This is a genomic window from Aquicoccus sp. SU-CL01552, from assembly GCF_040365005.1.
Classification (GTDB): domain Bacteria; phylum Pseudomonadota; class Alphaproteobacteria; order Rhodobacterales; family Rhodobacteraceae; genus Antarcticimicrobium.
Genome location: NZ_BAABWV010000011.1, coordinates 68,916 through 93,128, shown reverse-complemented (window position 1 = coordinate 93,128; position 24,213 = coordinate 68,916). Strand labels below are relative to the sequence as shown.

Annotated in this window: 25 protein-coding genes; 10 read left to right on the top strand and 15 right to left on the bottom strand. The window is 68.0% G+C overall.

The window, feature by feature from the left end; translation table 11 throughout:
- Nucleotides 1-185: 185 nt before the first annotated feature.
- The 10 genes from ABWV23_RS13545 to rbfA form a co-directional block, all read right to left on the bottom strand.
- Nucleotides 186-473 carry a DUF6525 family protein gene (locus ABWV23_RS13545; RefSeq protein WP_353348605.1) on the bottom strand — a complete coding sequence of 96 codons (288 nt, stop codon included), beginning with the start codon at nucleotides 471-473 and terminating at the stop codon, nucleotides 186-188.
- Nucleotides 470-1,690 carry a GTP-binding protein gene (locus ABWV23_RS13540; RefSeq protein ID WP_353348603.1) on the bottom strand — a complete coding sequence of 407 codons (1,221 nt, stop codon included), beginning with the start codon at nucleotides 1,688-1,690 and terminating at the stop codon, nucleotides 470-472. Before ABWV23_RS13540 ends, ABWV23_RS13545 begins: the two co-directional genes overlap by 4 nt.
- A 150-nt stretch (nucleotides 1,691-1,840) precedes the next feature.
- On the bottom strand, nucleotides 1,841-2,110 hold the full coding sequence (gene rpsO / locus ABWV23_RS13535) for a 30S ribosomal protein S15 (RefSeq protein WP_353348601.1): 270 nt from the start codon (nucleotides 2,108-2,110) through the stop codon (nucleotides 1,841-1,843).
- Between the two features lie 160 nt (nucleotides 2,111-2,270).
- On the bottom strand, nucleotides 2,271-3,284 hold the full coding sequence (locus ABWV23_RS13530) for a calcium-binding protein (protein ID WP_353348598.1): 1,014 nt from the start codon (nucleotides 3,282-3,284) through the stop codon (nucleotides 2,271-2,273).
- A 143-nt stretch (nucleotides 3,285-3,427) separates the two neighbouring features.
- Nucleotides 3,428-3,868, bottom strand: coding sequence for a hypothetical protein (locus ABWV23_RS13525; RefSeq protein WP_353348596.1), 441 nt, complete (start codon nucleotides 3,866-3,868; stop codon nucleotides 3,428-3,430).
- A 112-nt stretch (nucleotides 3,869-3,980) separates the two neighbouring features.
- Nucleotides 3,981-4,574: a DUF1643 domain-containing protein gene (locus ABWV23_RS13520; protein ID WP_353348595.1), complete on the bottom strand. Its 594-nt coding sequence runs from the start codon at nucleotides 4,572-4,574 to the stop codon at nucleotides 3,981-3,983.
- A 189-nt stretch (nucleotides 4,575-4,763) separates the two neighbouring features.
- Nucleotides 4,764-5,135: a DsrE family protein gene (locus tag ABWV23_RS13515; protein WP_353348594.1), complete on the bottom strand. Its 372-nt coding sequence runs from the start codon at nucleotides 5,133-5,135 to the stop codon at nucleotides 4,764-4,766.
- Nucleotides 5,136-5,277: 142 nt separating this feature from the next.
- Nucleotides 5,278-6,183 carry a tRNA pseudouridine(55) synthase TruB gene (truB, locus tag ABWV23_RS13510; protein WP_353348593.1) on the bottom strand — a complete coding sequence of 302 codons (906 nt, stop codon included), beginning with the start codon at nucleotides 6,181-6,183 and terminating at the stop codon, nucleotides 5,278-5,280.
- Between the two features lie 109 nt (nucleotides 6,184-6,292).
- A complete protein-coding gene (locus ABWV23_RS13505; protein ID WP_353348592.1) occupies nucleotides 6,293-7,027 on the bottom strand; it encodes a phosphodiester glycosidase family protein in 735 nt (244 codons plus the stop codon).
- On the bottom strand, nucleotides 7,027-7,422 hold the full coding sequence (rbfA, locus tag ABWV23_RS13500; RefSeq protein ID WP_353348591.1) for a 30S ribosome-binding factor RbfA: 396 nt from the start codon (nucleotides 7,420-7,422) through the stop codon (nucleotides 7,027-7,029). Before rbfA ends, ABWV23_RS13505 begins: the two co-directional genes overlap by 1 nt.
- A 90-nt stretch (nucleotides 7,423-7,512) precedes the next feature.
- On the opposite strand from rbfA, the gene dapB reads away from it, so the two are divergent.
- Complete coding sequence (dapB, locus tag ABWV23_RS13495; protein WP_353348589.1) at nucleotides 7,513-8,322, top strand: 4-hydroxy-tetrahydrodipicolinate reductase; 810 nt, start codon at nucleotides 7,513-7,515, stop codon at nucleotides 8,320-8,322.
- 95 nt (nucleotides 8,323-8,417) lie between these two features.
- Here the strand turns inward: dapB and ABWV23_RS13490 are convergent, their stop codons facing one another.
- Entirely contained in the window at nucleotides 8,418-8,624 is a 207-nt protein-coding gene (locus ABWV23_RS13490; protein ID WP_353348587.1) for a DUF1674 domain-containing protein, read from the bottom strand.
- A gap of 88 nt (nucleotides 8,625-8,712) precedes the next feature.
- Between ABWV23_RS13490 and ABWV23_RS13485 the strand changes: the two genes are divergently transcribed.
- From ABWV23_RS13485 to ABWV23_RS13455, 7 genes are all read left to right on the top strand, one after another.
- Nucleotides 8,713-9,978: an RsmB/NOP family class I SAM-dependent RNA methyltransferase gene (locus ABWV23_RS13485; RefSeq protein WP_353348585.1), complete on the top strand. Its 1,266-nt coding sequence runs from the start codon at nucleotides 8,713-8,715 to the stop codon at nucleotides 9,976-9,978.
- An 82-nt stretch (nucleotides 9,979-10,060) separates the two neighbouring features.
- Nucleotides 10,061-11,803, top strand: coding sequence for a heparinase II/III family protein (locus ABWV23_RS13480; protein ID WP_353348583.1), 1,743 nt, complete (start codon nucleotides 10,061-10,063; stop codon nucleotides 11,801-11,803).
- Between the two features lie 111 nt (nucleotides 11,804-11,914).
- Nucleotides 11,915-13,504, top strand: coding sequence for a bifunctional phosphoribosylaminoimidazolecarboxamide formyltransferase/IMP cyclohydrolase (gene purH / locus ABWV23_RS13475; protein WP_353348581.1), 1,590 nt, complete (start codon nucleotides 11,915-11,917; stop codon nucleotides 13,502-13,504).
- 6 nt (nucleotides 13,505-13,510) lie between these two features.
- Nucleotides 13,511-13,990, top strand: coding sequence for a signal peptidase II (gene lspA / locus ABWV23_RS13470; protein WP_353348579.1), 480 nt, complete (start codon nucleotides 13,511-13,513; stop codon nucleotides 13,988-13,990).
- Nucleotides 13,991-14,043: 53 nt separating this feature from the next.
- Nucleotides 14,044-14,559: a DUF3035 domain-containing protein gene (locus tag ABWV23_RS13465; RefSeq protein ID WP_353348577.1), complete on the top strand. Its 516-nt coding sequence runs from the start codon at nucleotides 14,044-14,046 to the stop codon at nucleotides 14,557-14,559.
- Between the two features lie 85 nt (nucleotides 14,560-14,644).
- Nucleotides 14,645-16,003, top strand: coding sequence for a M16 family metallopeptidase (locus tag ABWV23_RS13460; protein ID WP_353348575.1), 1,359 nt, complete (start codon nucleotides 14,645-14,647; stop codon nucleotides 16,001-16,003).
- Nucleotides 16,000-17,313, top strand: a complete 1,314-nt coding sequence (locus ABWV23_RS13455) for a M16 family metallopeptidase (protein WP_353348573.1) — start codon at nucleotides 16,000-16,002, stop codon at nucleotides 17,311-17,313. Before ABWV23_RS13460 ends, ABWV23_RS13455 begins: the two co-directional genes overlap by 4 nt.
- A gap of 2 nt (nucleotides 17,314-17,315) precedes the next feature.
- Here ABWV23_RS13455 and ABWV23_RS13450 read toward each other — a convergent pair whose 3' ends face one another.
- The 4 genes from ABWV23_RS13450 to deoC all read right to left on the bottom strand — a co-directional run bounded on the left by ABWV23_RS13450 (nucleotide 17,316) and on the right by deoC (nucleotide 22,266).
- The gene (locus ABWV23_RS13450; RefSeq protein ID WP_353348571.1) at nucleotides 17,316-18,170 is read right to left on the bottom strand and encodes a glycosyltransferase family 2 protein; all 855 of its coding nucleotides are present in this window, start codon (nucleotides 18,168-18,170) and stop codon (nucleotides 17,316-17,318) included.
- Complete coding sequence (locus ABWV23_RS13445) at nucleotides 18,167-18,868, bottom strand: polysaccharide deacetylase family protein (RefSeq protein ID WP_353348569.1); 702 nt, start codon at nucleotides 18,866-18,868, stop codon at nucleotides 18,167-18,169. The genes ABWV23_RS13450 and ABWV23_RS13445 overlap by 4 nt, the downstream gene beginning before the upstream one ends.
- A gap of 4 nt (nucleotides 18,869-18,872) precedes the next feature.
- Nucleotides 18,873-21,215 (bottom strand): aldehyde dehydrogenase family protein, encoded by a 2,343-nt coding sequence (locus tag ABWV23_RS13440; RefSeq protein WP_353348567.1) that lies wholly within the window; start codon nucleotides 21,213-21,215, stop codon nucleotides 18,873-18,875.
- 61 nt (nucleotides 21,216-21,276) lie between these two features.
- A complete protein-coding gene (gene deoC, locus ABWV23_RS13435) occupies nucleotides 21,277-22,266 on the bottom strand; it encodes a deoxyribose-phosphate aldolase (RefSeq protein ID WP_353348565.1) in 990 nt (329 codons plus the stop codon).
- Nucleotides 22,267-22,429: 163 nt separating this feature from the next.
- Here deoC and ABWV23_RS13430 point away from each other — a divergent pair, with 163 nt between their 5' ends.
- Nucleotides 22,430-23,383, top strand: a complete 954-nt coding sequence (locus ABWV23_RS13430; protein ID WP_353348563.1) for a metal ABC transporter solute-binding protein, Zn/Mn family — start codon at nucleotides 22,430-22,432, stop codon at nucleotides 23,381-23,383.
- Between the two features lie 11 nt (nucleotides 23,384-23,394).
- On the top strand, nucleotides 23,395-24,213 hold the full coding sequence (locus tag ABWV23_RS13425; RefSeq protein ID WP_353348561.1) for a metal ABC transporter ATP-binding protein: 819 nt from the start codon (nucleotides 23,395-23,397) through the stop codon (nucleotides 24,211-24,213).

The window sequence follows — 24,213 nt, the reverse complement described above, 5'->3', positions numbered from 1 at the left end:
TCGTATCCTGTTTGGGAGCACTCCCGGCCTTCCGGGTCTCCCGTTTGCGTGGCGGCCCCATTGCCGCCGACCCCTTGTGGTCTTCCATTCGAGTGCCGAGGTCCGGGCACAACGTCTGAGATGGGCGGGCCATACAGGAGAATGGGCCATTTGGAAAGGATGGATAGCAGGGGGGGCGCGACGGCTCAGGTCGGGGCGCGACCGGGTTCCGGTTCCGATTGCACGGAATCCCGGGCCAGCATCGCGGCCTCGGCGCGCTCGAGGCGGTGGATCGCCTCGTCCGGGTCGCCGCCGCGTGACAGGGTGCGCCGCCAGATCGCCAGGCAGGACCGTGGCGACCAGGGCCGCGCCGCCTGCGCCACCCAGCGGCGCAGCGGGGCGGGCAGCGCATCATAGTCGCGCATTGGGTCGCTCGTGCGGCGGCGTAGCCTGAGCCGCGTCGCCCCCCTGTTGGCGTTTCGTTTCGGCCTCATGCGGCCGCCTCGGCCTCGCGCGCGTCGCGCCAGCCGGGGAACGGGTCCGCCAGACCGGCCAGCGCCGCGAGGTCCGGCCCGGCCTCGGGCAGGAGGCAGGCCTCCAGCCCGGCACGGAGCGCGGGCCAGTCGATGCCGCTGCCGATGAAAACGATCTCCTGGCGCCGGTCGCCAAAGGGCTCGGCCCAGTGGTTGCGGATATAGTCCAGCGCCTGCGGGTGTTCCGGCCAGCGCGCCTGCGGAATGGTGGCCCACCATTTCCCCAGCGGCTTGACGCTGGACAGGGCACCGGCCAGCGAAAACTCGGCCACCCAATCGGGCCGCGTGGCGATCCAGAAATGCCCCTTGGCACGGATCACGCCGGGCAGCGGACCGTTCAGCAGATCGTGGATTTTCTGCGGATCGAACGGCGCGCGGGCGCGGAACACGTAAGAGGCAATGCCGTATTCATCGGTTTCCGGGGTGTGATCGGCAAAGCCGTACAGCTCCTTGGCCCACATCGGGTGCTCGTGGGCCTTCTCGAAATCGAACAGCCCGGTGTCGATCACCGCGTCCATCGGCACCTCGGCGAAATCGGTGCAGATGATCCGCGCATCGGCGTTCAGGCTGCGCACGATCTTGCGCGCGGCATCGGCGCGGTCCGGCCCGGCCTCGGAGATCTTGTTGAGGATGACCACGTCGGCGAACTCGATCTGGTCGGTCAGCAGGTCAACCAGCGTCCGGTCGTCCGCCTCGCCCAGCGATTCGCCCCGGTCGCTGAGGAAATCGTGGCTCGAGAAATCCTCGAGCAGGTTGCGCGCATCGACCACCGTCACCATCGTGTCCAGCCGGGCGATGTCGGACAGGCTCTCGCCGGCCTCGTCGCGGAAATCGAAGGTGGCGGCCACCGGCAGCGGTTCGGCGATGCCGGTCGATTCGATCAGCAGCGTGTCGAACCGCCCCTCCTCGGCCAGCCGCCGCACCTCGATCAGCAGGTCGTCGCGCAGGGTGCAGCAGATGCAGCCGTTCGACATCTCGACCAGGGTTTCGTCGGTATGGCTCAGCTCTGCGCCACCGGCGCGCACCAGGTCGGCGTCGATGTTCACCTCGGACATGTCATTGACGATCACCGCGACCCGGCGCCCGTCGCGGTTGTTGAGGATCCGGTTCAGCAGCGTGGTCTTGCCGGCCCCCAGAAAGCCGGACAGGACGGTAACGGGAAGGCGGGGGTCAGACATGGGGCATCCTTTGAGTGTAATAGTATAACATCACATCCTATAGCCGGCCAAATCCCCGTTGCCAAGCCGATGCCGCACATGGCCGCCCCACAAAGAAAAACCGCGCCCCCAGCGGGGACGCGGTTGATCGAAACAGGTTCGAAAGCGGGTTTAGCGGCGCAGGCCCAGGCGTTTGATCAGGTCCTGGTAACGGGCCTCTTCCTTGCCCTTGAGGTAATCCAGCAGCTTGCGGCGCTGGGCAACCATCTTGAGCAGGCCGCGGCGGCCGTGGTTGTCTTTCTTGTGGGTCTTGAAGTGCTCGGTCAGCGTGGCAATGCGCGAGCTCAGGATCGCGACCTGGACCTCGGGCGAACCGGTGTCGCCTTCCTTGGTCGCGAATTCCTTCATCAGACGGGTCTTTTCTTCGGCAGTAATCGACATCGGGGTCTCCTTTGCGGGTTGGAGTGAATGGCGCAGGCCGGGATGTCGTCCAGCACAGGCCCATGGAGAGTGTGCCGGCCCGTGTGGGTTGCCCCGTGGATGGACCGGATGCGGGCGTATAAGCGGATTCTGCACGGATGCAAAGGAAAATCCGGCGCGGTCAGTTCCCGGCAAGGCCCAGCCCGGGCGCATCGGCGTGATCGACCAGCAGGATGTCGCCCGCCGTCACCGCGCCGTCGCCCTGCACGCTGGCCAGTTCGGAGCCGTTCACCACGATATGGCTCAACCCGGGTGTCACAGGGTCGGCCACGACCTCGACCTCGGGATCGGGGTCTGCCTTCATGTCCCAGAGCAGGAACAGCTGGTCCTCCTCGGGGTCGTAATCGGTCAGTTCGGCCCCCGGGCCGCCGCTGATCCAGTCGCCCAGCACGATGCTGTCGTCCCCCTCTCCGGCGGTGACCACGTCGCCGGCCCCCGCCGTGATGGTGTCGGTGCCATCGCCGCCGTTGAGGAAATCGCTCTCCTGCTCGCTTGCCGCCGGATTACCCCCTGACGGCTCCACCCCGGTCAGGGTATCGTCGCCCCAGCCGCCGAACAGGGTATCAGCCCCGGCGCCCCCGTCTAGGATGTCGTCGCCCTCGGCGCCTTGCAGCGCGTCGCCGCCCTCCCCGCCCAGCAGCAGGTCGTCATCCTGTCCGCCGTCCAGCCGGTCGGCACCGGGCCCGCCCTCCAGCAGATCACCCCCGGCATGGCCGAAGAGCTGGTCATCGCCCGCCTCGCCCTGCAGGTCGTCGGCGCCATAGCCGCCGTGCAGCTCATCCTCGCCGCCACCCCCGGCCAGGGCATCATTGCCCGCCTCGCCGTAAAGGATGTCGTCGCCCTCGCCCCCCGAGGTCCGGTCGTCGCCGCCGTATCCGTTCAGCTGATCCTGCCCGACGCCGCCATCGAGCAGGTCGTCGCCCGGCCCGCCAGAGAGGAAATCGGTACCCGGTCCGCCGGTCAGGTCGAGCCCGTCGAACCCGCCCGCGTCCAGCGGCAGGGCGGTTTCCGCAAGGCCGGCGTCGGGATCGACATCGGTGTCGTCCTCGATCGTCTCATCTTCGTCGGAAAAGATGTCAGCCATGGCCACGCCGCCAATGGCGACAAGGCCAAGCAAGCCCGCGAGCCAAACCATGCTGTCGCTCCACTCGAAAAACTGCGCCTTTATCAGCCACAAAGCCCGCTACAGGTCAAAACAATCCGGCGTGGCTGGTTAACCGATGCTTTCCGGTACGCGCCGACCGCTGGGAGCGCGACACATTCAGGCGCCTGCCGGTGTCAGATGGAGGGTCCTGCAGTCAGATTCGTGATCCGGCCGTCGAACAACGACACGCTGGCCTGGGCGAAACACCCATTCGTTCGCCACCTGAACGGGAAGCGGCGCGGCAGGCAGAACACCAGAATGCGATCGGCCTGATACCGACCTGCGCCATGACCGAAGGACGTGCCGTCCGGAGACACGGTTTTCAGGTGCGTCCAGGCGTTCCCTTCGAACCAGTCAACGATGTCGGCTTCACGACATGTCAGCCCATGGAGTTTTTCACCCGATCTATCGGAGTTCAGGCGATGATATTGCCCGTCCTCCTCAAGCATCCAGGAGAAATCCGACAATGCAGCCTTGCACCGGCCCTGCTCGGTTGCCTGCGCGATCACGGGGTGGCCTTGGAAAAACCCGGCAATCAGGAAAACGAGAAACCAGGATCGGGACATACGGGTCATGGCATAGCCTTATCCCCGTTCGTGTCCGGTTTCCACGCCGGTTCGGCCCTTGGTCCCGACGATCCGGCACCTGCCCCCGAGGTGCGGTCCGGTGACCACGTCGCGCGCGGGGTCAGGGATCGGGAAACGGAAACCGCTCGGTCTTGCTGCTGATGTAAAGCGGATGCCCCGCAGAGCCGTCCTTGTTCAGTTTCAGGCAATTGAGCGGTTTACCGGTTTCCCGCAGCGCCCGGATCGTCCGGTCGACGATGTCCGCGTATCGCTTGTGCAGCTTGCCATAGGCCATCAGGATTTCCTCGGCCTGCTCGGCCTCGTGCAAAATGGCGGGCAGGTTGTCCGGGCTGCAGGCCAACGCGGTGTCATGCGGCACGTTCTTGGGTTCGGTCGCACGCCAGTCCAGCATGTTGGTCTTGACGTAGCGGGTGAACCCCCAGCGCCTGGCAAAGCCAAGCTCCCTGTCGCAGGTCGGGTCCGAAACCTCGGCCGTGGCGACAGAGGGGTTCTGGCCGACGAACATGATGGTGCGCGGTCGCGCGCCATCCGGTGTCCAGTCCCGGGTCAATGTCTGGCGGTATCGGCCGCAGGGCGAGAAGGTCGCGCCGCCGATGATCCCGTCGGGCAGGCGGATGCGAACCTTGCCGCCGGGATCGTGCAGCCTGTGCGCGTCTTGGTTGTCATGGGTCGAGAGGTGGGTTTCATCGGTCATGCGGGACCCCGTTCCAGTCGCCTCTCCATACCGGGACAACAGGCGTCGCCGCGTCGCCCCGGTATGGATGCGGGTGATCATCCATCGTGGTTAGCGCGGCGCGGGGCCGGGGGAAACCGGAAACCGCCGGGACTGGCGCGATCCGCCTGCGGACCGACCGGCCCCGTCGGGGCCAGGTCGGTGCGGGCCTCAGGTGATCTGCAGCGAGCCCTTGGCCGCCATCAACAGGTCGACCACATCCGGGGCGGTGATGATCTCGTACCCGGGGGCCATGTCCTCGGCGGTGAACCCGTTGTGGATCATGCAGGCGCCGCAAATTCCGATCCGGCCACCGGCGGCCAGGAACTGCTCCAGCAGCTCGCCGGCGGGCTGAAAGGGTTTGCCGATGTCGATCGCGTTCAGCATGTCGGGCTTGCCCAGCTCGACCGCCTCGACCATCAGCAGGATGATCGCGCTGTGGCCCTTGTTCAGCGCGTTCAGCGCCATGGTAAAGGCAACGGTGATCTTGTTCGGGTCAGAGGTGCCGTCAAACAGCGTGGCGACGAAATCCGCGGTTTTCATGTAGTGCTCCTTTCGGCGCGGGGGAGGGGCCCCCGCCGCCGGCGGGACAGTCTCGCCAAACCGGTGAATTCGCAAGTTCGAATGTGTCGCACCCCGCCGATGGTGTACAGCCGGCCAGGCCATGGTCGCGCCGGTCCCGGGGTTACAGGTTGAACACCCGGCTGGGATGCAGCTGCCCGGCCTTGTACCGGCCCACCGCCACCGCGCGCCCCTCGAACGAGGCCCAGCATTCGTCGCCGTATTCCACGTCGGACGGCAGCACCGTGCCGGGGTTGCCGTTGCGCAGCCTGGCCGCGCCCTCGGCGGTGCATTTCACCTCTGGCAGGTCGGCCAGCCCCTCTTCCAGCGGGCGGATGAAGTCATCCAGCGCCGGGGTTCTGGCCATCTCGTCGATCTGTGCAAGGGTCACGCCGTCCTCGGCGTCGAAGGGGCCGGACCAGATCCGGCGCAGCCGCACCACGTGGCCATGACAGCCCAGCGCTGCGCCCAGGTCGCGGGCGATGGCGCGCACGTAGCCGCCCTTGCCACAGGTCATTTCCAGCTCGACGTGATCGGCATCGGGCCGGTCGGTCATCACCAGCTCCTCGACCCAGAGCGGCCGCGCCTCGACCTCGAAATCCTCGCCGTCCCGCGCCAGCTTGTAGGCGCGCTGGCCGTCGATCTTGACCGCCGAGTATTTCGGCGGCACCTGCATGATGTCGCCGATGAACGGACCCAGCGCCGATTTGATCTCGTCGTCCGTGGGGCGGGCGGCGCTCTCTGCGATCACCTCGCCCTCGGCGTCGTCGGTGTTGGTGGCCTGGCCCAGCCGCACGGTAAAGGCATAGGCCTTGAGCGCGTCGGTGATATGGGGAACCGTCTTGGTCGCCTCGCCCAGCGCCACCGCCAGAACGCCGGTCGCCTCCGGGTCCAGCGTGCCGGCGTGGCCGGCCTTCTTCGCCTCCAGCGCCCAGCGCACCTTGTTGACCACCGCGGTGGAGGTCATGCCGGCGGGTTTGTCCACCACCAGCCAGCCGGAGAGGTCGCGCCCCTTGCGTTTGCGTGCCATGTCGTTCCCGTTCGTGGTCAGAGGGCGGCGAGGTAGCCGAGCAGAGCGGCGCTGTCAATTTGCGCGGCGGCGGGGCGGCGGAATTGTACGAAATCCGCGCCGAATTCCCCTATTCGGCCGGTTCGGCCACGCCCACAATCGGCCCGAGGTCGAAACCGGGATCGTTCCGTCCCAGCCCGGGCGCGTAGAGGCGCGAGATGTTGCCGTCGAAATACAGCGCCTGCGGCAGCTTCAGGTGATCGCGAAAAAGCCGCGCGAAGGCGTGGAACGTGACCGGCCCCCGCGACAGGGCAAAGACCGCGCGGGTTCCGTCGGCGCTGGTGCCCACCCCGTTGCGCACATAGCGCGAGGTGCTGTCGGGCAGAAAGCGCGGATGCAGCGCCCCGTCGATCACCAGCATCGGCCCCGACTGGGTGGCATGGGTGCAACCGGGATCGCGCGCGAGATAGGCCTGCGTTTCGATCACCTCGGCGCGTCCTTCGGAAATGCAGAAGACCCCGTTGGGCAACAGGCCGAAGTTGCCTGGCCCGGCGCCGGGAATCACCCGCATAACCTCTTGCCCGTTCTCCACGTAATGGCCGACCGGGCTGCGGTCGTCGTGATACATCCCGGCGTTCATCGCGAAGGCCAGCTGCTTTCCTTCATCCGCCAGCACGCGGTTCACCGCCCCGAACTGGCCCAGCGGCCGCCCGTCGTCGCCGTTCAGGAACAGCCGCAGATCCTCTTGCGCGGCATCGACCTCGCAGATGGTATAGCGATTGCCGTCATGGCTGGTGTCACGGCATTCGACCGCCGCCGAGGGCCCGGCGACGAGCATGGCCACGAACGCCAGGACGGCGCGCATCAGCTCTCGAGGTCGCGGCGCACCGCGTCCTGCGACAGCATGCGGCGGGTTTCGTCCATCTGGTCAAAGGTCTGGTCCAGCTGGAACCGCAGGTCGGGGGTGAATTTCAGCCCGGCCTTCTTGCCGATGATGCGGCGCAGCTCGCCCTTGTTGCGGGCCAGCAGCTTGACCACGTCCTCCTGCCCCTTGCCGCCCAGCGGCAGCACATAGGCGGTGGCGATCTTGAGATCGGGCGAGGTGCGCACCTCGCCCACGGTGATCGACATGCGGTTGAGGTCCGGGTCATGGATGTCGCCGCGCGCCAGCACCTCGGCCAGCGTGCGCCGGATCAGTTCGCCCACGCGCAGCTGCCGCTGCGAGGGACCGGGACCGTCATGAAACTTGTTCTTTGCCATGTCCCCGATCTACGCCTTCGCGGGGCCTTTGCCAAGGCGCGCGGGAGCAGGTAGGAAAACAACCGGACACCGCAGCGAAAGGGCGCCGAGATGACACAAAAGCCGGGGATCGTCGTGACCGGGGCATCGGGCCGGATGGGCCAGATGCTGATCAGGATCATCAGCGAGAGCGACAAGGCGCATCTGGTCGGTGCGGTGGAACAGGCCGGCCATTCCTGGGTCGGCCGCGATGTGGGCGAGGCGATGGGCGGCGCGGCGCTGGGCGTGACCGTGACCGACCAGCCGCTCGACGCCTTTGCGCAGGCGCAGGCGGTGATCGATTTCACCGCGCCCGAGGCAACGCTGGAGTTCGCCGCGCTGGCGGCCCAGGCCCGCGCGGTGCACGTGATCGGCACCACCGGCATGACCGATGCGCAGATTGCCCGGCTGGAGCCGGCGGCGCGCCACGCGGTGATCGTCCGTGCCGGAAACATGAGCCTGGGCGTCAACCTGCTGGTGCAATTGACAAAACGGGTGGCCGCCGCGCTGGACGAGGATTTCGACATCGAGGTGATCGAGGCGCATCACCGCCACAAGGTCGACGCGCCCTCGGGCACCGCGCTGATGCTGGGCGAGGCCGCCGCCGAGGGGCGTGGCGTCACGCTCTCCGAGGTCGCCGACCGGGGCCGCGACGGGATCACCGGCGCGCGCGAGCGGGGGCACATCGGCTTTTCGGCGATTCGCGGTGGCGACATCGTGGGCGAGCATGACGTGCTCTTCGCCGCCGATGGCGAGCGTATCGTGCTGCGTCACCTGGCCACCGACCGGGCGATCTTTGCCCGCGGTGCGCTCCGGGCCGCGCTCTGGGGCCAAGGCAAGGCGCCCGGCCAATACGACATGGTGGACGTACTGGGGCTATGACCCGGCCCGGCTTCTTCTCTTGTCAAATACTCCGGGGGTGAGGCCGTCAGGCCGAGGGGGCGGCGCCCCCTTTTCCACGCCCGAACGGGTCGCGATCAGAAATCGATCGCGATTCCCTTCTTTTCCCAGTCGCCATAACGGACCGGTTCGGGTCCGTTGCGCCCGCCCAGCTCCGTGGGGAGGGGCTGCACTTCGGCCTCGGCCTTGCGGCGGCGCTCCTGCGCCTCGGCCAGCGCGCGTTTTGCGGCGGGGGGCAGGTCGGCATCGTCCTGCGCGGCATTCGGGCTGTCGTTCTCACGCATCACGGGTTCCTTTGCTCTGCCTCCGTGATATACGCCTCCGTCACCCGGGGGCAAGATGGGCGCAGGGACGCAGCGAAGGATGGCAGGCATGGACGACAACGCAACCACGGCGCGGCGCAGCGCGATCCACTTGCTCGACCAGGTCCTGGGCGAGGGGCGTCTGCTGTCCGAATGCCTGGCCGCCGGGGCGCTCGATCGGCTGGAACCGGCTGACCGCGCCCGCGCGCAACGGCTGGCCTCCGACACCCTGCGCGGGCTGGAGCGCGCCGACCGGCTGTTGCAGAAGCACCTGCGCAAATACCCGCCCCTGCCGGTGCGCAACGCGCTGCGGCTGGGCACGGTGGAGCTGTGCCAGGGCGGCGCGGCCCATGGTGTGGTCAATGCCATGGTCACCATCGTCAGCCGGGATCGCCACCACGGGCACCTGAAGGGGCTGGTCAACGCGGTGCTGCGCAAGGTCGCCGCCGAGGGGCCGGAGGCCTGGGGCCAGTTGCGGGTGCCGCGGCTGCCGAAATGGCTGCGCAAGCCGCTGGTCCAGGCCTGGGGCGGCGAGGCGATGGCGGCGATGGAGGCGGCGCATTTTGCCGGGGCACCGCTGGACATCACGCCGCGCGCGGGGGCGCAGGTCGATCTGCCCGGCGCGCGGGTCTTGCCCACCGGATCGCTGCGGCTGGATACGCCGGGCCAGGTCTCGACGCTGCCGGGCTTTGCCGAGGGCGCCTGGTGGGTGCAGGATGCCGCCGCCGCGCTGCCGGCGCGGGTGCTGGCGGCGCAGCCAGGCGAAACCGTGCTCGACATGTGCGCCGCGCCGGGGGGCAAGACGTTGCAACTGGCCGCTGCCGGGGCCGAGGTGGTGGCGCTCGACGTCTCCGATGCCCGCCTTGGCCGGCTGCGCGAGAATCTCGGCCGCACCGGGCTTGCGGCGCAGGTGGTGGTTGGCGACGCGCTGGAGCACCAGGGCCAGTACGATGCCATCCTGCTCGACGCGCCCTGTTCGGCCACCGGCACGATCCGGCGCCATCCCGACCTGCCCTTTGCCAAGGACGGGGCCGAGTTCGGCGCGCTGATCGAGTTGCAGGCGCGCATGCTGGCGCATGCCTGGAGCCTGCTGAAACCGGGCGGGCGGCTGGTCTACTGCACCTGTTCGCTGCTGCCTGACGAGGGCGAGGTGCAGGTCGAGGAGGCGCTGGACATGCTGGAGGACGCCAGCATTGACCGCGCCGCGCTGGCCCTGCCGGGTATCGACCCGGGCTGGATCGAGGCCGAGGGCGGGCTGCGCCTGCGGCCCGATTACTGGGCCGATCTGGGCGGAATGGACGGATTTTACATCGCCTGCCTGCGCAAAGCCGCCTGAGACCCGGGTTTCGCAAGTGACTTGGCGGCCCTGCGCCGCTATGATCTGCCGGAAACGCCAGAGAGCGTGAGAGGCAGAGAGCATGTCCAGTCCTGACAGTTTCGCCGGCCGAAGGACACGAATCCTCAACCGGCTGTACGCCCGGCTCAGCCGCCGGCAACGCGCGGCGACCGCGTTCGTCTCGCAACCCGAGCCGCGCACCATCGGCAGTTTTGCCCGCGGCCGGCAGTTGGTCGCGGGCAACCTCCTGTTTGCCGGCTACCTGATCGAATCGCGTGATACCGCGCTGTGGGATGTCGCCGCCCCCAATGCCGCCTTCGATGCCGAGCGTCACGGCTTTGCCTGGCTCGACGACCTGGCGGCGGTGGGCGACATGGCGGCCCGGGCCAAGGCGCAGGCCTGGCTCTGGGGCTGGATCGAGGCGCATGGCGGCGGGCTCGGGCCCGGCTGGACGCCGGACCTCGCCGGGCGGCGGGTGATCCGCTGGATCAACCATGCGCTGTTCCTGCTGCGCGGGCAGGAGCGCGACGCCAGCGATGTCTTTTACCGGTCGCTCTCGGCGCAGACCTGGTTCCTGTCGAAACGCTGGACCGGGGCGGCGCCGGGCCTGCCCCGGTTCGAGGCGCTGACCGGGCTGATCTATGCCGGGCTGTCGCTGGAGGGGCGCGAGGAACTGGCCGATCCGGCGGTCCGGGCGCTGGCGCGCGAATGCGAGGCCCAGATCGACGGCCAGGGCGGCCTGCCCACCCGCAACCCCGAGGAACTGCTCGAGGTGTTCACCCTGCTGACCTGGGCGGCGGCGGTGTTGCACGACGCCGGGCGCGGGGTACCGGCCCCGCACCAGGCGGCGATCGAGCGGATCGCGCCGACCCTGCGCACCCTGCGCCACGCCGATGGCGGGCTGGCGCGGTTCCACGGTGGCGGTCGCGGCATGGAGGGGCGGCTCGATCACGCGCTGGCCGCCAGCCAGGTCAAGCCGGGCCAGCCGGAGGGGCTGGCGATGGGCTATGCGCGCCTGTCGGGCGGGCGCACCACGGTGATCGTCGATGCCAGCCCGCCGCCGCGCCGCGCGGCCTCGTTCAACGCCCATGCCTCGACCCTGGCGTTCGAGCTGACCTCCGGGCGGCGTCCGCTGATCGTCAACTGCGGCTCCGGTGCCTCGTTTGGGGTGGAATGGCGCCGGGCGGGCCGGGCGACGCCGTCGCATTCCACGCTCTGCCTGGATGGCTATTCCAGCGCGCGGTTGGCCGATCCGGCGCGCGGCACCGGGCGCGAGGCGCTGATCGACGCCCCGTTGCGGGTGCCCACCGAGATTTCCGAGATGGCTGACGGCCTGCGGTTCCAGGGCGGGCACGACGGCTATCTGCGCAATTTCGGCCTGACCCATGTGCGCAGCCTCGACCTCACCTTCGACGGGCGCGGGCTGGTCGCCGAGGACATGTTGCTGGCGGTCGAGGATGCCGACAAGCGCCGCTTTGACAAGGCGATGGATGCCACCGTGCTGTCGGGCATCGGGTTCGACATCCGCCTGCACCTGCATCCGGAGGTGGACGCGGCGCTCGACCTTGGTGGGGCGGCGGTGTCGATGGCGTTGAAAAGCGGGGAAATCTGGGTGTTCCGCCACGAGGGCGGCAAGGAACTGAGCCTGGAGCCCAGCGTTTATCTCGAAAAGGGCCGGCTGAAGCCACGCGCGAGCCGGCAGATCGTGCTGTCGGGCCGGGCGCTGGACTATCGCACCCGCGTGCGCTGGTCGCTGAGCAAGGCGCAGGACACCGCCATCGCGGTGCGCGACCTCCATCGGGAAGAGCCTGATTTTTCCGGCTGAGACGCGGCGGGGGGCGCCCGGCTTGCTGCGGCGCGGCAAAAGGGGTGGTTCAATCCCGGCGGGATATGGATTATGCCGCGCGCAGACCTAACCGAGATCAAGGATCGATTCATGACCGACCTCTACCCTGTGCGCCGTGCCCTGCTTTCCGTCTCCGACAAGACCGGCCTGATCGAACTGGGCCAGGCCCTGGCCGCACGCGGGGTCGAGCTGATCAGCACCGGCGGCACCGCCGGCGCCCTGCGCAATGCCGGCCTCGAGGTGCGCGACGTGTCGGAAGTGACCGGATTCCCCGAGATGATGGACGGCCGGGTCAAAACCCTGCACCCGATGGTGCATGGCGGGCTGCTGGCGCTGCGTGATGATCCCTCGCACCAGGCAGCGATGGACACCCACCTGATCGCGCCGATCGACCTGCTGGTGGTCAACCTCTACCCGTTCGAGGAAACCGTCGCCAAGGGCGCCGACTATGCCACCTGCATCGAGAACATCGACATCGGCGGCCCGGCGATGATCCGCGCGGCCTCGAAGAACCACGCCTTTGTCAACGTCGTGGTGGACGTGGCCGATTACGACGCGCTGCTGGCCGAACTGGATGCGAACGACGGCCAGACCAGCTATGGCTTCCGCCAAAAACTGGCGCTGACCGCCTATTCGCGCACCGCCGCCTATGACGCCGCCGTGTCGGCCTGGATGGCCGAGGCTCTGGAACAGCCTGCGCCGCGGCGCCGTGCCTTTGCCGGAACGCTGGCCCAGACCCTGCGCTATGGCGAGAACCCGCACCAAAGCGCGGCCTTCTACACCGATGGCTCGAACCGCCCCGGTGTGGCGACCGCGGTGCAGCACCAGGGCAAGGAACTGTCCTACAACAACATCAACGACACCGACGCGGCCTTTGAGCTGGTGGCGGAATTTGCCCCCGAGGACACGGCCGCCTGTGCCATCATCAAGCATGCCAACCCCTGCGGCGTGGCCAAGGGCGCGACCCTGCTCGAGGCCTACAAATCCGCCTTCGACTGTGACCGCACCAGCGCCTTTGGCGGCATCGTCGCGCTGAACAAGCCGCTGGATGCCGAAACGGCGCAAGAAATCACCGGCATCTTCACCGAGGTGGTGATCGCGCCGGGCGCCTCGGACGCGGCAAAGGAGATCTTTGCCAAGAAAAAGAACCTGCGCCTGCTGACCACCGACGGGCTGCCCGACGTGATGGCGGGGATGAAGACCTTTCGCCAGGTCTCCGGCGGCGTCCTGGTGCAGGACAAGGACAACGGTTTCGTCGGCATGGACGATCTCAAGGTGGTGACCAAGCTCGCCCCGACCGAAGAGCAGATGCGTGACCTGCTGTTCGCCTGGAAGGTGGCCAAGCACGTCAAGTCCAACGCCATCGTCTATGTCCGGGACCAGGCCACCGTCGGCGTCGGCGCCGGCCAGATGAGCCGGGTCGACTCGGCCCTGATCGCCGCCAAGAAGGCCGAGCGCATGGCCGAGGCGCTGGGCCTCGCCGAGCCGCTGACCATCGGTTCCGCGGTGGCTTCGGATGCCTTCTTCCCGTTCCCCGACGGCCTGCTTGAGGCAGCAGCGGCCGGCGCCACCTGCGTGATCCAGCCCGGCGGTTCGATGCGCGACGACGAGGTGATCGCCGCCGCCGACGAGGCGGGGCTGGCCATGGTGTTCACCGGCATGCGCCATTTCCGGCACTGAGTGACCGTGCGCTTTGCCCCTCTGTTCTGGGCCGGGTTCTGGGCCTTCATGCTGGACCAGGTCAGCAAGTATGTCGTGGTGCACTGGATGGGCCTGGTGCGCCTGCGCGAGATCGACGTGCTGCCGCCGCTGCTCAATTTTCGCTATGGCGAGAACAGGGGCATCAACTTCGGCTTGCTCGACAACGGCTCGGACATCGCGCGCTGGGCGCTGATCGGGTTCTCGCTGGCGGTCTGCTTGGCGGTCTTCGTCTGGATCCTGCGGATGCGGGCGGGGCGGGGCATGCAGCTTGCCGCCGGATTGCTGATCGGCGGCGCGCTGGGCAACGTGATCGACCGGCTGCTTTACGGCTATGTTCTGGACTTCGTGAACATGTCCTGCTGCGGCATCGACAACCCCTTTGTCTTCAACGTCGGTGACGTGTTCATCTTTGCCGGGGCGGCGGGGTTGATCCTGCTGGACGGGCACAGGAAAAAGGCCCCGTGACCTTGCCCGGCAAATCGGTTAAACACGCCCGAAACAGGCGGGAGAGAGTGGCCATGACGCGCCCTCTGGGTATCATCATGCTGATTGCGGCGGTCGGGATCGCCGGGTGCTCGAAAACCGGGCTGCGCAACCTGCGCGCACCGGGGCCGGGGCCGGACGAGTTCATGATTCTGCCGGTGAAACCGCTGACCGCGCCGCAGGACTATTCCGCGCTGCCGACGCCCAGCCCGGGTTCGGCGAATCTGGTCGACCTCAACCCGATGGCGGATGCCGCCGTGGCGATGGGCGGGCGAGCCGAGGCGACCGTGCCGGGTGGGGTTCCGGCCGCGGATGGTGCGCTGGTCGCGGCCGCATCGCGCAATGGCGTTGACCCCGACGTGCGGCAAACCCTGGCCGAGGCCGATGCCAAGTTCCGCAAGCGGCAATCGCGCATGACCCGCCTTCGAATCGTGCCGGTCGACCGCTATGAGCAGGCCTATCGGCGCGAGGCGCTGGAACCGTTCCCGGAAACCGAACGCTATCGCGCCGCCGGCGCCGGCACCCCGACGTCGCCACCGTCAACCCGCTGACCCGGCTCACGTTTTCGAGACGTCGGCTTGAACCGGGGCCGGCTGTGCGTACCTTTGAGCGTGGCGCAGGAACGGAGATTGCCGAATGATCAGAAAACTCGCCCTTACCGCCGTTTTGGCGACCGCGCTTACCGCGCCGGTCCTCGCGGCGCAGGACGCCGACCCGCAGGAGCCGGTCACCAGCTTCACGCTGGACAACGGGATGCAGGTCGTGGTGGTCGAGGATCACCGCGCCCCGGTGTTGCAGCACATGGTCTGGTATCGTGCCGGCTCGGCGGACGAACCGGTGGGGTCGTCCGGGGTGGCGCATTTCCTCGAACACCTGATGTTCAAGGGCACCGACACCATGGCCCCGGGCGAGCTTTCGGCGACCGTGGCCGCCAACGGCGGGCGTGACAACGCCTTTACCAGCTATGACTACACCGCCTATTTCCAGCGTGTCGCCGCAGACCGGCTCGGCCTGATGATGAAGATGGAGGCGGACCGCATGGTCAACCTTCGCCTCAGCGAGGACGACATCGAGACCGAGCGCAACGTGATCCTGGAAGAGCGCAACATGCGCACCGAGAACAACCCGGCGGCACTGTTCTCCGAACAGATGAACGCGGCGCAATACCTCAACCATCGTTACGGCGTGCCGGTGATCGGCTGGAAGCACGAGATGGAGACGCTGGACCTTGAGGATGCGCTGACCTTCTATCACCGTTATTACGCGCCGAACGATGCCATCCTGGTGGTCTCGGGCGATGTCGATCCCGACGAGGTGCGGCGGCTGGCCGAGACCTACTATGGCGTGATCCCCGCCAACCCGGACCTGCCCGAGCGGCTCCGCTCTCAAGAGCCGCCCCAGACCGCCGTGCGACGGCTGGTGTTTTCCGACCCGCGCGTGGCCCAGCCCTATATCAGCCGGTCCTACCTGGCGCCGGAGCGGGACCCGGGCGCACAGGAAACAGCCGCGGCGCTTTATCTGCTGTCCGAGATTCTCGGGGGCGGGCAAACCTCGTTTCTGGCGGAACGGCTCCAGTTCGATGACAAGATCGCGGTTTATACCGGGGCGTTCTACTCGGGCGTATCGCGGGATGAGACGACCTTCGATCTCGTGGTCGTCCCGGCAGAAGGGGTCACGATGGAGCAGGCCGAAGATGCGTTGGACGCGAGCCTGCGCGCCTTTCTCGATCAGGGGATAGACCCCGAGCAACTGGACCGGATAAAGCTGCAGCTGCGCTCGGCGCAGATCTATGAGCGTGACGACGTCGCCGGCATCGCCAACCGCTATGGCCGGGCCCTGGCCACCGGGTTGACGGTCGCGGATGTCCAGGCCTGGCCCGATCTGCTTCAGGCGGTCACCGAGGATGATATCATGGAGGCCGCGCGGACGGTGCTGCGGCCGCAGGCCTCGGTCACCGGCTGGCTGATGCGCGACGACGGGGAGGCGGACCAATGAGGGCGTTCATCACGGCAATCCTGCTGATCGTTCTGGCTCTGCCGGCGGCGGCGGCGGTCAAGATACAGGAGGTGGTCAGCCCCGGCGGCATCACCGCCTGGCTGGTCGAGGATCATTCGATTCCCTTCACCGCGCTGGAGCTGCGGTTTCGCGGCGGCACCTCGCTGGATGCACCGGGCAAGCGCGGCGCGGTCAACCTGATGACCGGGCTGCTGGAAGAGGGGGCCGGCGATCTGGACGCCCGCGCCTATGCCCGCGAGCTGGAATCGCTGGCGGCCTCTTTCGGGTTTGACAGTGGGGCGGACACGGTCTCGATCTCGGCCCGGTTCCTGACCGAGAACCGCGACCAGGTGATGGACCTGCTGCATGACACGATCCACAAGCCGCGGTTCGACGCGGAGGCGATCGAACGGGTGCGCGGACAGGTGCTGTCCGGTTTGCGCTCCGACGCCAAGGACCCCAACGAGATCGCCGGGCAGACGTTCCGCGCGATGACCTATGGCGACCATCCCTATGGCAGCGACGGCAACGGCACGATCGACAGCGTCACCGCGTTGACCCGTGACGATCTGCTTGCGGCCCATGGCGCCGTCTTTGCCCGCGACCGGCTTTACGTGGGGGCGGTGGGCGACATCTCCCCGGACGAACTGGGGGTGCTGCTCGACAAGCTGCTGGGCGACCTGCCCGAGACCGGCGCGCCGTTGCCGGGCAAGGCCGAGGTCACCATCTCGGGCGGCGTCACCGTGGTACCCTTTTCCACGCCGCAGTCGGTGGCGCTGTTCGGCCAGCGCGGGATCGACCGTCACGACCCGGATTTCTTTGCCGCCTATGTGCTGAACACCATCCTCGGCGGTGGCAGCTTCGACAGCCGCCTGATGAGTGAGGTTCGCGAGAAACGCGGGCTGACCTATGGCGTCTATTCCTACCTCGTGCCGCGCGACCTGGCCTCGGTCTACATGGGCAGCGTCGCCTCGGCCAACGACCGCATCGGCGAGGCGGTGGAGGTGATCCGTAACGAATGGACACGGCTGGCGCGCGATGGGGTGACCGCCGAAGAACTGGACAAGGCCAAGACCTATCTCACCGGGGCCTATCCGTTGCGCTTTGACGGGAACGAGCGGATCGCCGGCATCCTCGTCGGAATGCAGATGGACGATCTGCCGATCGATTACATCGAGACACGCAACGACAAGGTAAACGCCGTCACGCTCGAGGATGCCAACCGCGTCGCGGCCGAGTTGCTCGATCCCGAGCATCTGCATTTCGTCGTCGTCGGCCAGCCCGAGGGGCTGGAGACCACCACCAACTGACCTCAGCGCGCGCCGCGGTCGCGGTCCCAACGGCCGCGTAGCCGGAACAGCGGCGTCCTCACCGTCACCGCGACGGCGGCATAGGTGAGGAACCCGGCCGGGTCGCGCAGGAACAGCCGCAGCGCCGCGCCCGCGCCGGGCGCGGTCCGGCCCGCGTTTCGTACAAGATCGGGGCGTTTTTCCCCAAGTTCCGCCAGCCCCCGGTTCTGCCGCCGCCGCACCCGGACCAGCGCGCCGAACCCCTCGGCGATGGGCCAGGAATAGGTCTCGGGCACGGCGACCATCTCCGCGGGGGCAAAGTGGTTGCGGATGAACATGTCGTCCGAGGTCAGCTCGGGGATCTGATCCCAGCGGGCGCGCCCGGCGGCGTTCACGGCGGCGACGCCACAGCCCGGCACACCCTGCGCCATGAACGGCAGGCGCGGCCAGAACCGGGCATAAAGGCGCGAGGCGATGGTGCGCGCGGGCCGGATGCGGAATTGCCCGCCGGCATAGGTGGGCTCGGGTCGGTCGACCGCATGCGCCAGCGCCGCGACCAGCCCGGGCGAGACATGCACATCGGCATCCATGAACATCAGCCGCGGATTAGTCGCGGCGGCGATCCCCGCGTTCAGCGCGGCGGTCTTGCTGCCCTGCGCCCGCTCGGTGACCTGGAACCGCCAGCCTCGCGCCGCGAAATCCGGGGCCAGCGCCCGCGCCTCCTCGGCGGTCCGGTCGGAGCAGCCATTGGGAACCACGATCACCTCGACCGGGTGATCCTTGCCCGCGCCGGCAGGCTCTTTCGATCGCAAGAGGTGGGTCAGGCTGTCGCCGATGATCCCCTCTTCCTCGTAGGCCGGGACGATGACGGTGATCATGTCGCCCTCCGTGCCGGAAGCAGTCGTTTGCGGATCAGCCCCAGCGCCCGCCTTGGGTGCCGCGCCAGCGGCACATGGCCGGTCAACGCGTTGGTCAGGGCGGCCTCGCTCATCCCCGCCTCGATGCAATTGCGCGGACGCAGGAACCGTGTGTCGCGGGCCTGCCCCCGGTCCGAGGTGTAAAGCGCGGCGAACCCCTCATCCTGCAACGCGGCCCTCACCCCCCGGTCGTAAAGCCCGAAGGGCGCGGCGGCGCGTGTGACGGGGGCGCCGGAAAGATCGGTCAGCCGGTGCCGGGCGTCGCGAAACTCGGCCTGTCGTCCCGTCGCGTCCAACCCGCGCCAGTCGCGATGGACCGCCCCGTGCAAGCCGATGACATGGCCCGCCGCCGCAAGGCTGCGCACGTCGGCCTCTGACAGCGATCCCGGTTGCCCGATCCGCGCGCTGAGCAGAAAGAACATCGCCCGCAGCCCGCGCTTTTCCAGTTCCGGCAGGGCGATCTCGGCGTCCGAGGCATTGCCGTCGTCGAATGTGATCTCGGGCGCGTGGTCACCCATCGCCACGATCCGGTCGAGGATGTCGCAGAACGCCGCGCGCGAGATCCAGAACACCGCCTCGCCCGGCTCCAACGCCCGCCGGGGCGTGCCGATCCCGTGAAAGATCAGGACCGGGCGTTTCTGTTCGGGGGTGCGCACCATTCGCTTATTCCCCGTAGGGCACCCAGATGTTTTTCACCTCGGTCGCCGCCTCCAGGAAGGGGCGCAGGTCGGGGGCGGTCCAGTCGGTCGCCTGCCCGTTGTTTACCCAGCACCGCTTGAGGTTGCCCGCCGAGGCGCGCTCGATCTCTCCCGAGAGATCGGTGGAGGAAAAGCTCCAGACCGCGTCGACGCCCAGGTGCGAGGCCAGCGGCGCGGCAAGCTCTGCGTGCGATCCGGTCAGGATGTTGACCACGCCCGCCGGCACGTCCGAGGTCTCCAGCACCTGGTAGAAATCGGTGGCGGCCAGCGGGAAAGGCTCGGAGGCGGCCAGCACCACCCGGTTGCCCATGGCGATGGCCGGTGCCATGACAGCCACCAGCCCCAGCAGCGGTGCCTCGTCGGCACAAAGCGTGCCGATGATGCCCACCGGTTCCTTCATCGCCAGTGCCACGCCCCGGATAGGCACCCCGTGAACCTGGCCGTCATACTTGTCGGCCCATGCGGCGGCGGTGAACAGGCGCTGGATCGCGGCCTGAACCTCCTTTTCGCCGCCACGCTTGCCGGTCAAGGTGTCGATCCGGTGGGCGAACTCATCGCCCCGCGCCGAAAGGTTCTCGGCCAGGTAATAGAGGATCTGCGCCCGCAGGTGCCCCGAGGTCCTGGCCCAGCCCGAAGCCGCCTGCGCCGCCTCGACCGCGTTGCGCAGGTCCTTGCGGTTGGCCAGCGGCACATGCCCCAGCAGCGCGCCGGATTTCGACCAGACGGCGCGGGAATAGCCGCCGTCGGGCCGCGCCTGCTTGCCCCCGACATAAAGCTTGGCCGTTCGGTCGAGCGGATCGGCGGGGGCGCCATCCCCGGCCGGAAATGGCGGCATGGGGGCCAGCGCCTTGGGTCGCGCCTTGGGGCGGGTATAGGCCGATAGCCCCTCCCACCCGCCTTCGCGGCCAAAGCCGCTTTCGCGTACCCCGCCAAAGCCCGCGGCGGCGTCGAACAGGTTGGTGGCATTGACCCAGACCACGCCCGCCGCCAGTTTCGGCGCGATATCGAGGGCGAGGTTCACGTTCTCGGTCCAGACCGATGCCGCAAGCCCATAGCACGTGTTGTTGGCCAGTTGCACCGCCTCGCCCGGGGTGCGGAAGGTGGTCGAGACCAGCACCGGGCCAAAGATCTCTTCCTGCATCAGCCGATCCGAGGGCGACAGCCCGGTGATCAGCGTCGGCGGATAGAAACAGCCGCGCTCGGGCAGGGTGACATTGGCGTGATGCACCGCGCCCTCGGTGTTGCCCGCCACCATGTCGGTGATCGCCGCGTGCTGGACCGGGTCCACCACCGCGCCGACGTCGATGCATTTGTCCAGCGGATCGCCGACGCGCAGCTTGTCCATCCGCGCGCGCAGCTTGGCGTGGAATCGCTCGGCCACCGGCTCATGCACCAAGAGGCGTGATCCGGCGCAACAGACCTGGCCGGCGTTGAACCAGATCGCATCGACCAGCCCCTCGACCGCGGAATCCAGATCGGCGTCGTCGAACACGATGTAGGGCGACTTGCCGCCCAACTCCAGCGTCAGTGCCTTGCCGGACCCGGCGGTCGCCGCGCGGATCTTGCGCCCCACCTCGGTCGAGCCGGTAAAGGCGATCTTGTCGATCCCCGGATGGGTCACGATCATCTCGCCCACCGCGCCGTCGCCGGTGACGATGTTGACCACCCCCTTGGGCAGCCCGGCCTGGCGGCAGATGTCCGCGAACAGCAGCGCCGTCAGCGAGGTATATTCCGCCGGCTTCAGCACCACGGTGTTGCCCATCGCCAGCGCCGGCGCGATCTTCCACGCCAGCATCAGCAGCGGAAAGTTCCACGGGATGATCTGGCCGCAGACGCCGATGGCCCGGGCGTCCGGCAGCTCGGTCTCCATCAGCTGCGCCATGCCGGCGTGGTAATAGAAATGCCGCTGCGCCAGCGGCACGTCGATATCGCGGCTTTCGCGGATCGGCTTGCCGTTGTCGAGCGTTTCCAGCACCGCGAAGAGCCGCGCGTGTTTCTGCAGCAGCCGCGCGATGGCGTAGAGGTGTCGCGCGCGCCCCGGCCCGCCCAGGCGTTCCCACTTGCCCTGGGCGCGGCGGGCGGCGGCGGCGGCGGCGTTGACCTCGGTTTCGCTGGCCTGGGTCAGGGTGGCCAGAACCTCGCCGGTGGCGGGATTGCGGCTGTCGAAACCTGTCCCGGGGGCGGTAAAGGCCCCGTCGATGAAATGGCCGAAGCGGTCGCCCTGGTCCACCAGCCAGGCCAGCGCCTCGGCGGCGCTTTCGGGGGCGGGTCCATAGTCCATCGTGTCGAAGATTTCCGTGACGGTCATGGCTTCTTCTCTTTTCAAATACTCATTGGTCCGGCGCGGGCCGCATGTGCCCCGTCGCGGATCAGCCGATTGCGTGCCTGTAGGATGCCGAATAGGCGCCGGTCACGTGATGCTCCAACTGCCGCTCGATATCGCCCAGCAGCGACGAGGCGCCAAAGCGGAACAGGTCGGGCTGCAGCCAGCGTTCGCCCAGTTCCTCCTTGATCAGCGCCAGGTAGGTCAGCGAATCCTTGGCCTTGGAGATGCCGCCGGCGGGCTTGTAGCCGACGCGGTAGCCGGTACGCTCGTGATAGTCGCGGATCGCCCGGATCATCACCAGCGAAACGGGCAGGGTGGCGTTCACCGCCTCTTTCCCGGTCGAGGTCTTGATGAAATCGGCACCCGCCATCATGCAGACCAGGCTGGCGCGGGCGACGTTGCGCAGCGTACCCAGCTCGCCGGTGGCGAGGATCGCCTTGACGTGGGCATCGCCGCAGGCAGCGCGAAAGCTGCGCATCTCGTCGTAAAGCACCTGCCAGTTGCCCTCCAGCACATGGCGGCGCGAGATCACGATGTCGATTTCCTTGGCACCGGCCTTCACGCTTTCGCCGATCTCGGCGACGCGCAGGGGGAACGGCGACAGCCCGGCGGGAAACCCGGTCGAGACGGCGGCGACCGGGATGCCCGAACCCTCCAGCGCGGCGACGGCGGGGGCGACCATCTCGTGATAGACGCAGACCGCGCCCACGGTCAGCCCCTCGATCCCCAGCGCCGACAGCAGGTCGGCGCGCACCGGCTGGCGCGCCTTGGCGCAGAGCCGCCGCACCCGCGCCGCGGTGTCGTCGCCCGACAGCGTGGTCAGGTCGATGCAGCTGACCGCCTTCAACAACCAGGCCGCCTGATAAGCCTTCTTCACGCTGCGGCGGCCGGGCAGGGTGGCGGCGCGGCGTTCGATGGCCGAGGTATTGGCCTGCACCGCGCGCACCCAGTCGAGGTCCAGCGCCATGCCGGGATTGCGCGGCTCGGTCACCTGCGGCAGCTGCGCGGTCGATGCGGGTTTCGTCGTGTCCATGCGGGGGTGTCCGGTGGCTGTTTTGCGGGCAGGCTGGCACGGGTCCGGGGTCATGGCAAGCGGCGGGCTGGAATTTAGTTGCGACTAATTCTCATTTTCATTGACAGTTTTGAGAATCATTCGCATATTCGCTTCAACACCACCGCCAAAGGAGCTTTTCGACATGATCCGACGCACCGCATTGAAACTCTTCGGCGCTCTGGCCGCGCTTCCCCTCGGCGCCACCGTGGCGCTGGCCGAGGCACCGCTGAGCGTGGTCGCGACCACCGGGATGATCGCCGACGCGGCGATCGAGGTGGGCGGCGAGGCGGTCGAGGTGCGGGCACTGATGGGGCCGGGGGTCGATCCGCATGCCTATCGCCAGACCCGCTCGGACATCGTTGCGCTGGCCAATGCCGACCTGGTGTTGTGGCATGGCCTCTACCTCGAGGCGCAGATGGAGGACTTCATGCGCGACCTGGCGCAGGATGGCGGGGTGGTTGCGGTCGCCGAGGGGTTGCCGCGCGACTTGCTCATCGGTCATGACGATTACGACAACAAGTTCGACCCGCACGTCTGGATGAACCCCGAGTTGTGGAGCCGCGTCGTCGTGACCGTGCGCGATGCCCTGATCGAGGCCCGGCCCGAGGCCGAAGCCGCGTTTCGCGCCAATGCCGAGGCGCATCTGGCCGAACTGGCTGTCCTGGCCAAATACACCGCCGGGGTTCTGGCCTCGGTTCCCGACGACAGCCGCGTGCTGGTCACCGCGCATGACGCCTTCAACTACTTCGGAAAGGCCTACGGGTTCGAGGTGGTCGGCATCCAGGGCATCTCGACCGAATCCGAGGCCGGGTTGCGGCGGATTTCCGAACTGGTCGACATGCTGGTGAGCCGCAACGTCGGCGCCGTCTTCGTCGAATCCTCGGTCTCTGATCGCAATATCCGCGCGCTGATCGAGGGCGCCGCCGCGCAGGGCCACGAGGTGGTGATCGGCGGCGAGCTGTTCTCGGACGCGATGGGCGAGCCGGGCACCTATGAGGGCACCTACCTGGGCATGATCGACCACAACGCCACCGTGATCGCCGGGGCGCTGGGCGGCGCGGTGCCGGACAAGGGCATGCAGGGGTTGTTGAACTGATGGAGCCGAGGATGACGCACACACCTGTCGCCCTTGCCGCGACCGAGGGGCGGGCCACCCCGCGCGCCCCGATCCCCGCCGATGCGCCGCTGGCGCTGCGCGGGCTGACCGTGTCCTACGGCGAGAAACCGGCGGTGTTCTCGGTCGATGCCACCTTCGCGCCCGAGGCGATGACCGCGATCATCGGGCCGAACGGCGCCGGCAAATCGACCATGCTCAAGGCCGCGCTGGGGGTGATTCCCCGGCTCTCGGGCGAGGTGGCGGTGTTTGGCCAGCCCATCGGCGTGGCGCGCGACCGCATCGCCTATGTGCCGCAGCGGGCCAGCGTCGACTGGGATTTCCCGACCACCGTGATCGACGTGGTGCTGATGGGGCTGTATCGCCGCGTCGGGCTTTTGGGGCGGCTGACCGGCGCGCATCTTTCGCGTGCGCGCGACTGCCTCGACCGGGTCGGCATGGGCGATTTCGCCGCCCGCCAGATCGGCCAGCTTTCGGGCGGTCAGCAACAGCGGGTCTTTCTCGCCCGCGCGCTGGCGCAGGATGCCGACCTTTACCTGCTGGACGAACCCTTTGCCGGGGTCGACGCCGCGACCGAGCGCGCCATCATCGACGTGCTGAAATCGCTCAAGGCCCAGAAAAAGGCGGTGGTCTGCGTCCATCACGACCTGGCCACAGTGGCCAGCTATTTCGACGAGGTGTTCCTGATCAACGTGCGCCGCATTGCGCAGGGGCCGGTGGCCGAGACCTTTACCGCCGAGAATCTGCACGCCACCTATGGCGGACGGCTGGCGACCACGCATCTGGATCAACTGGATCTGGCGCAGGGCTGA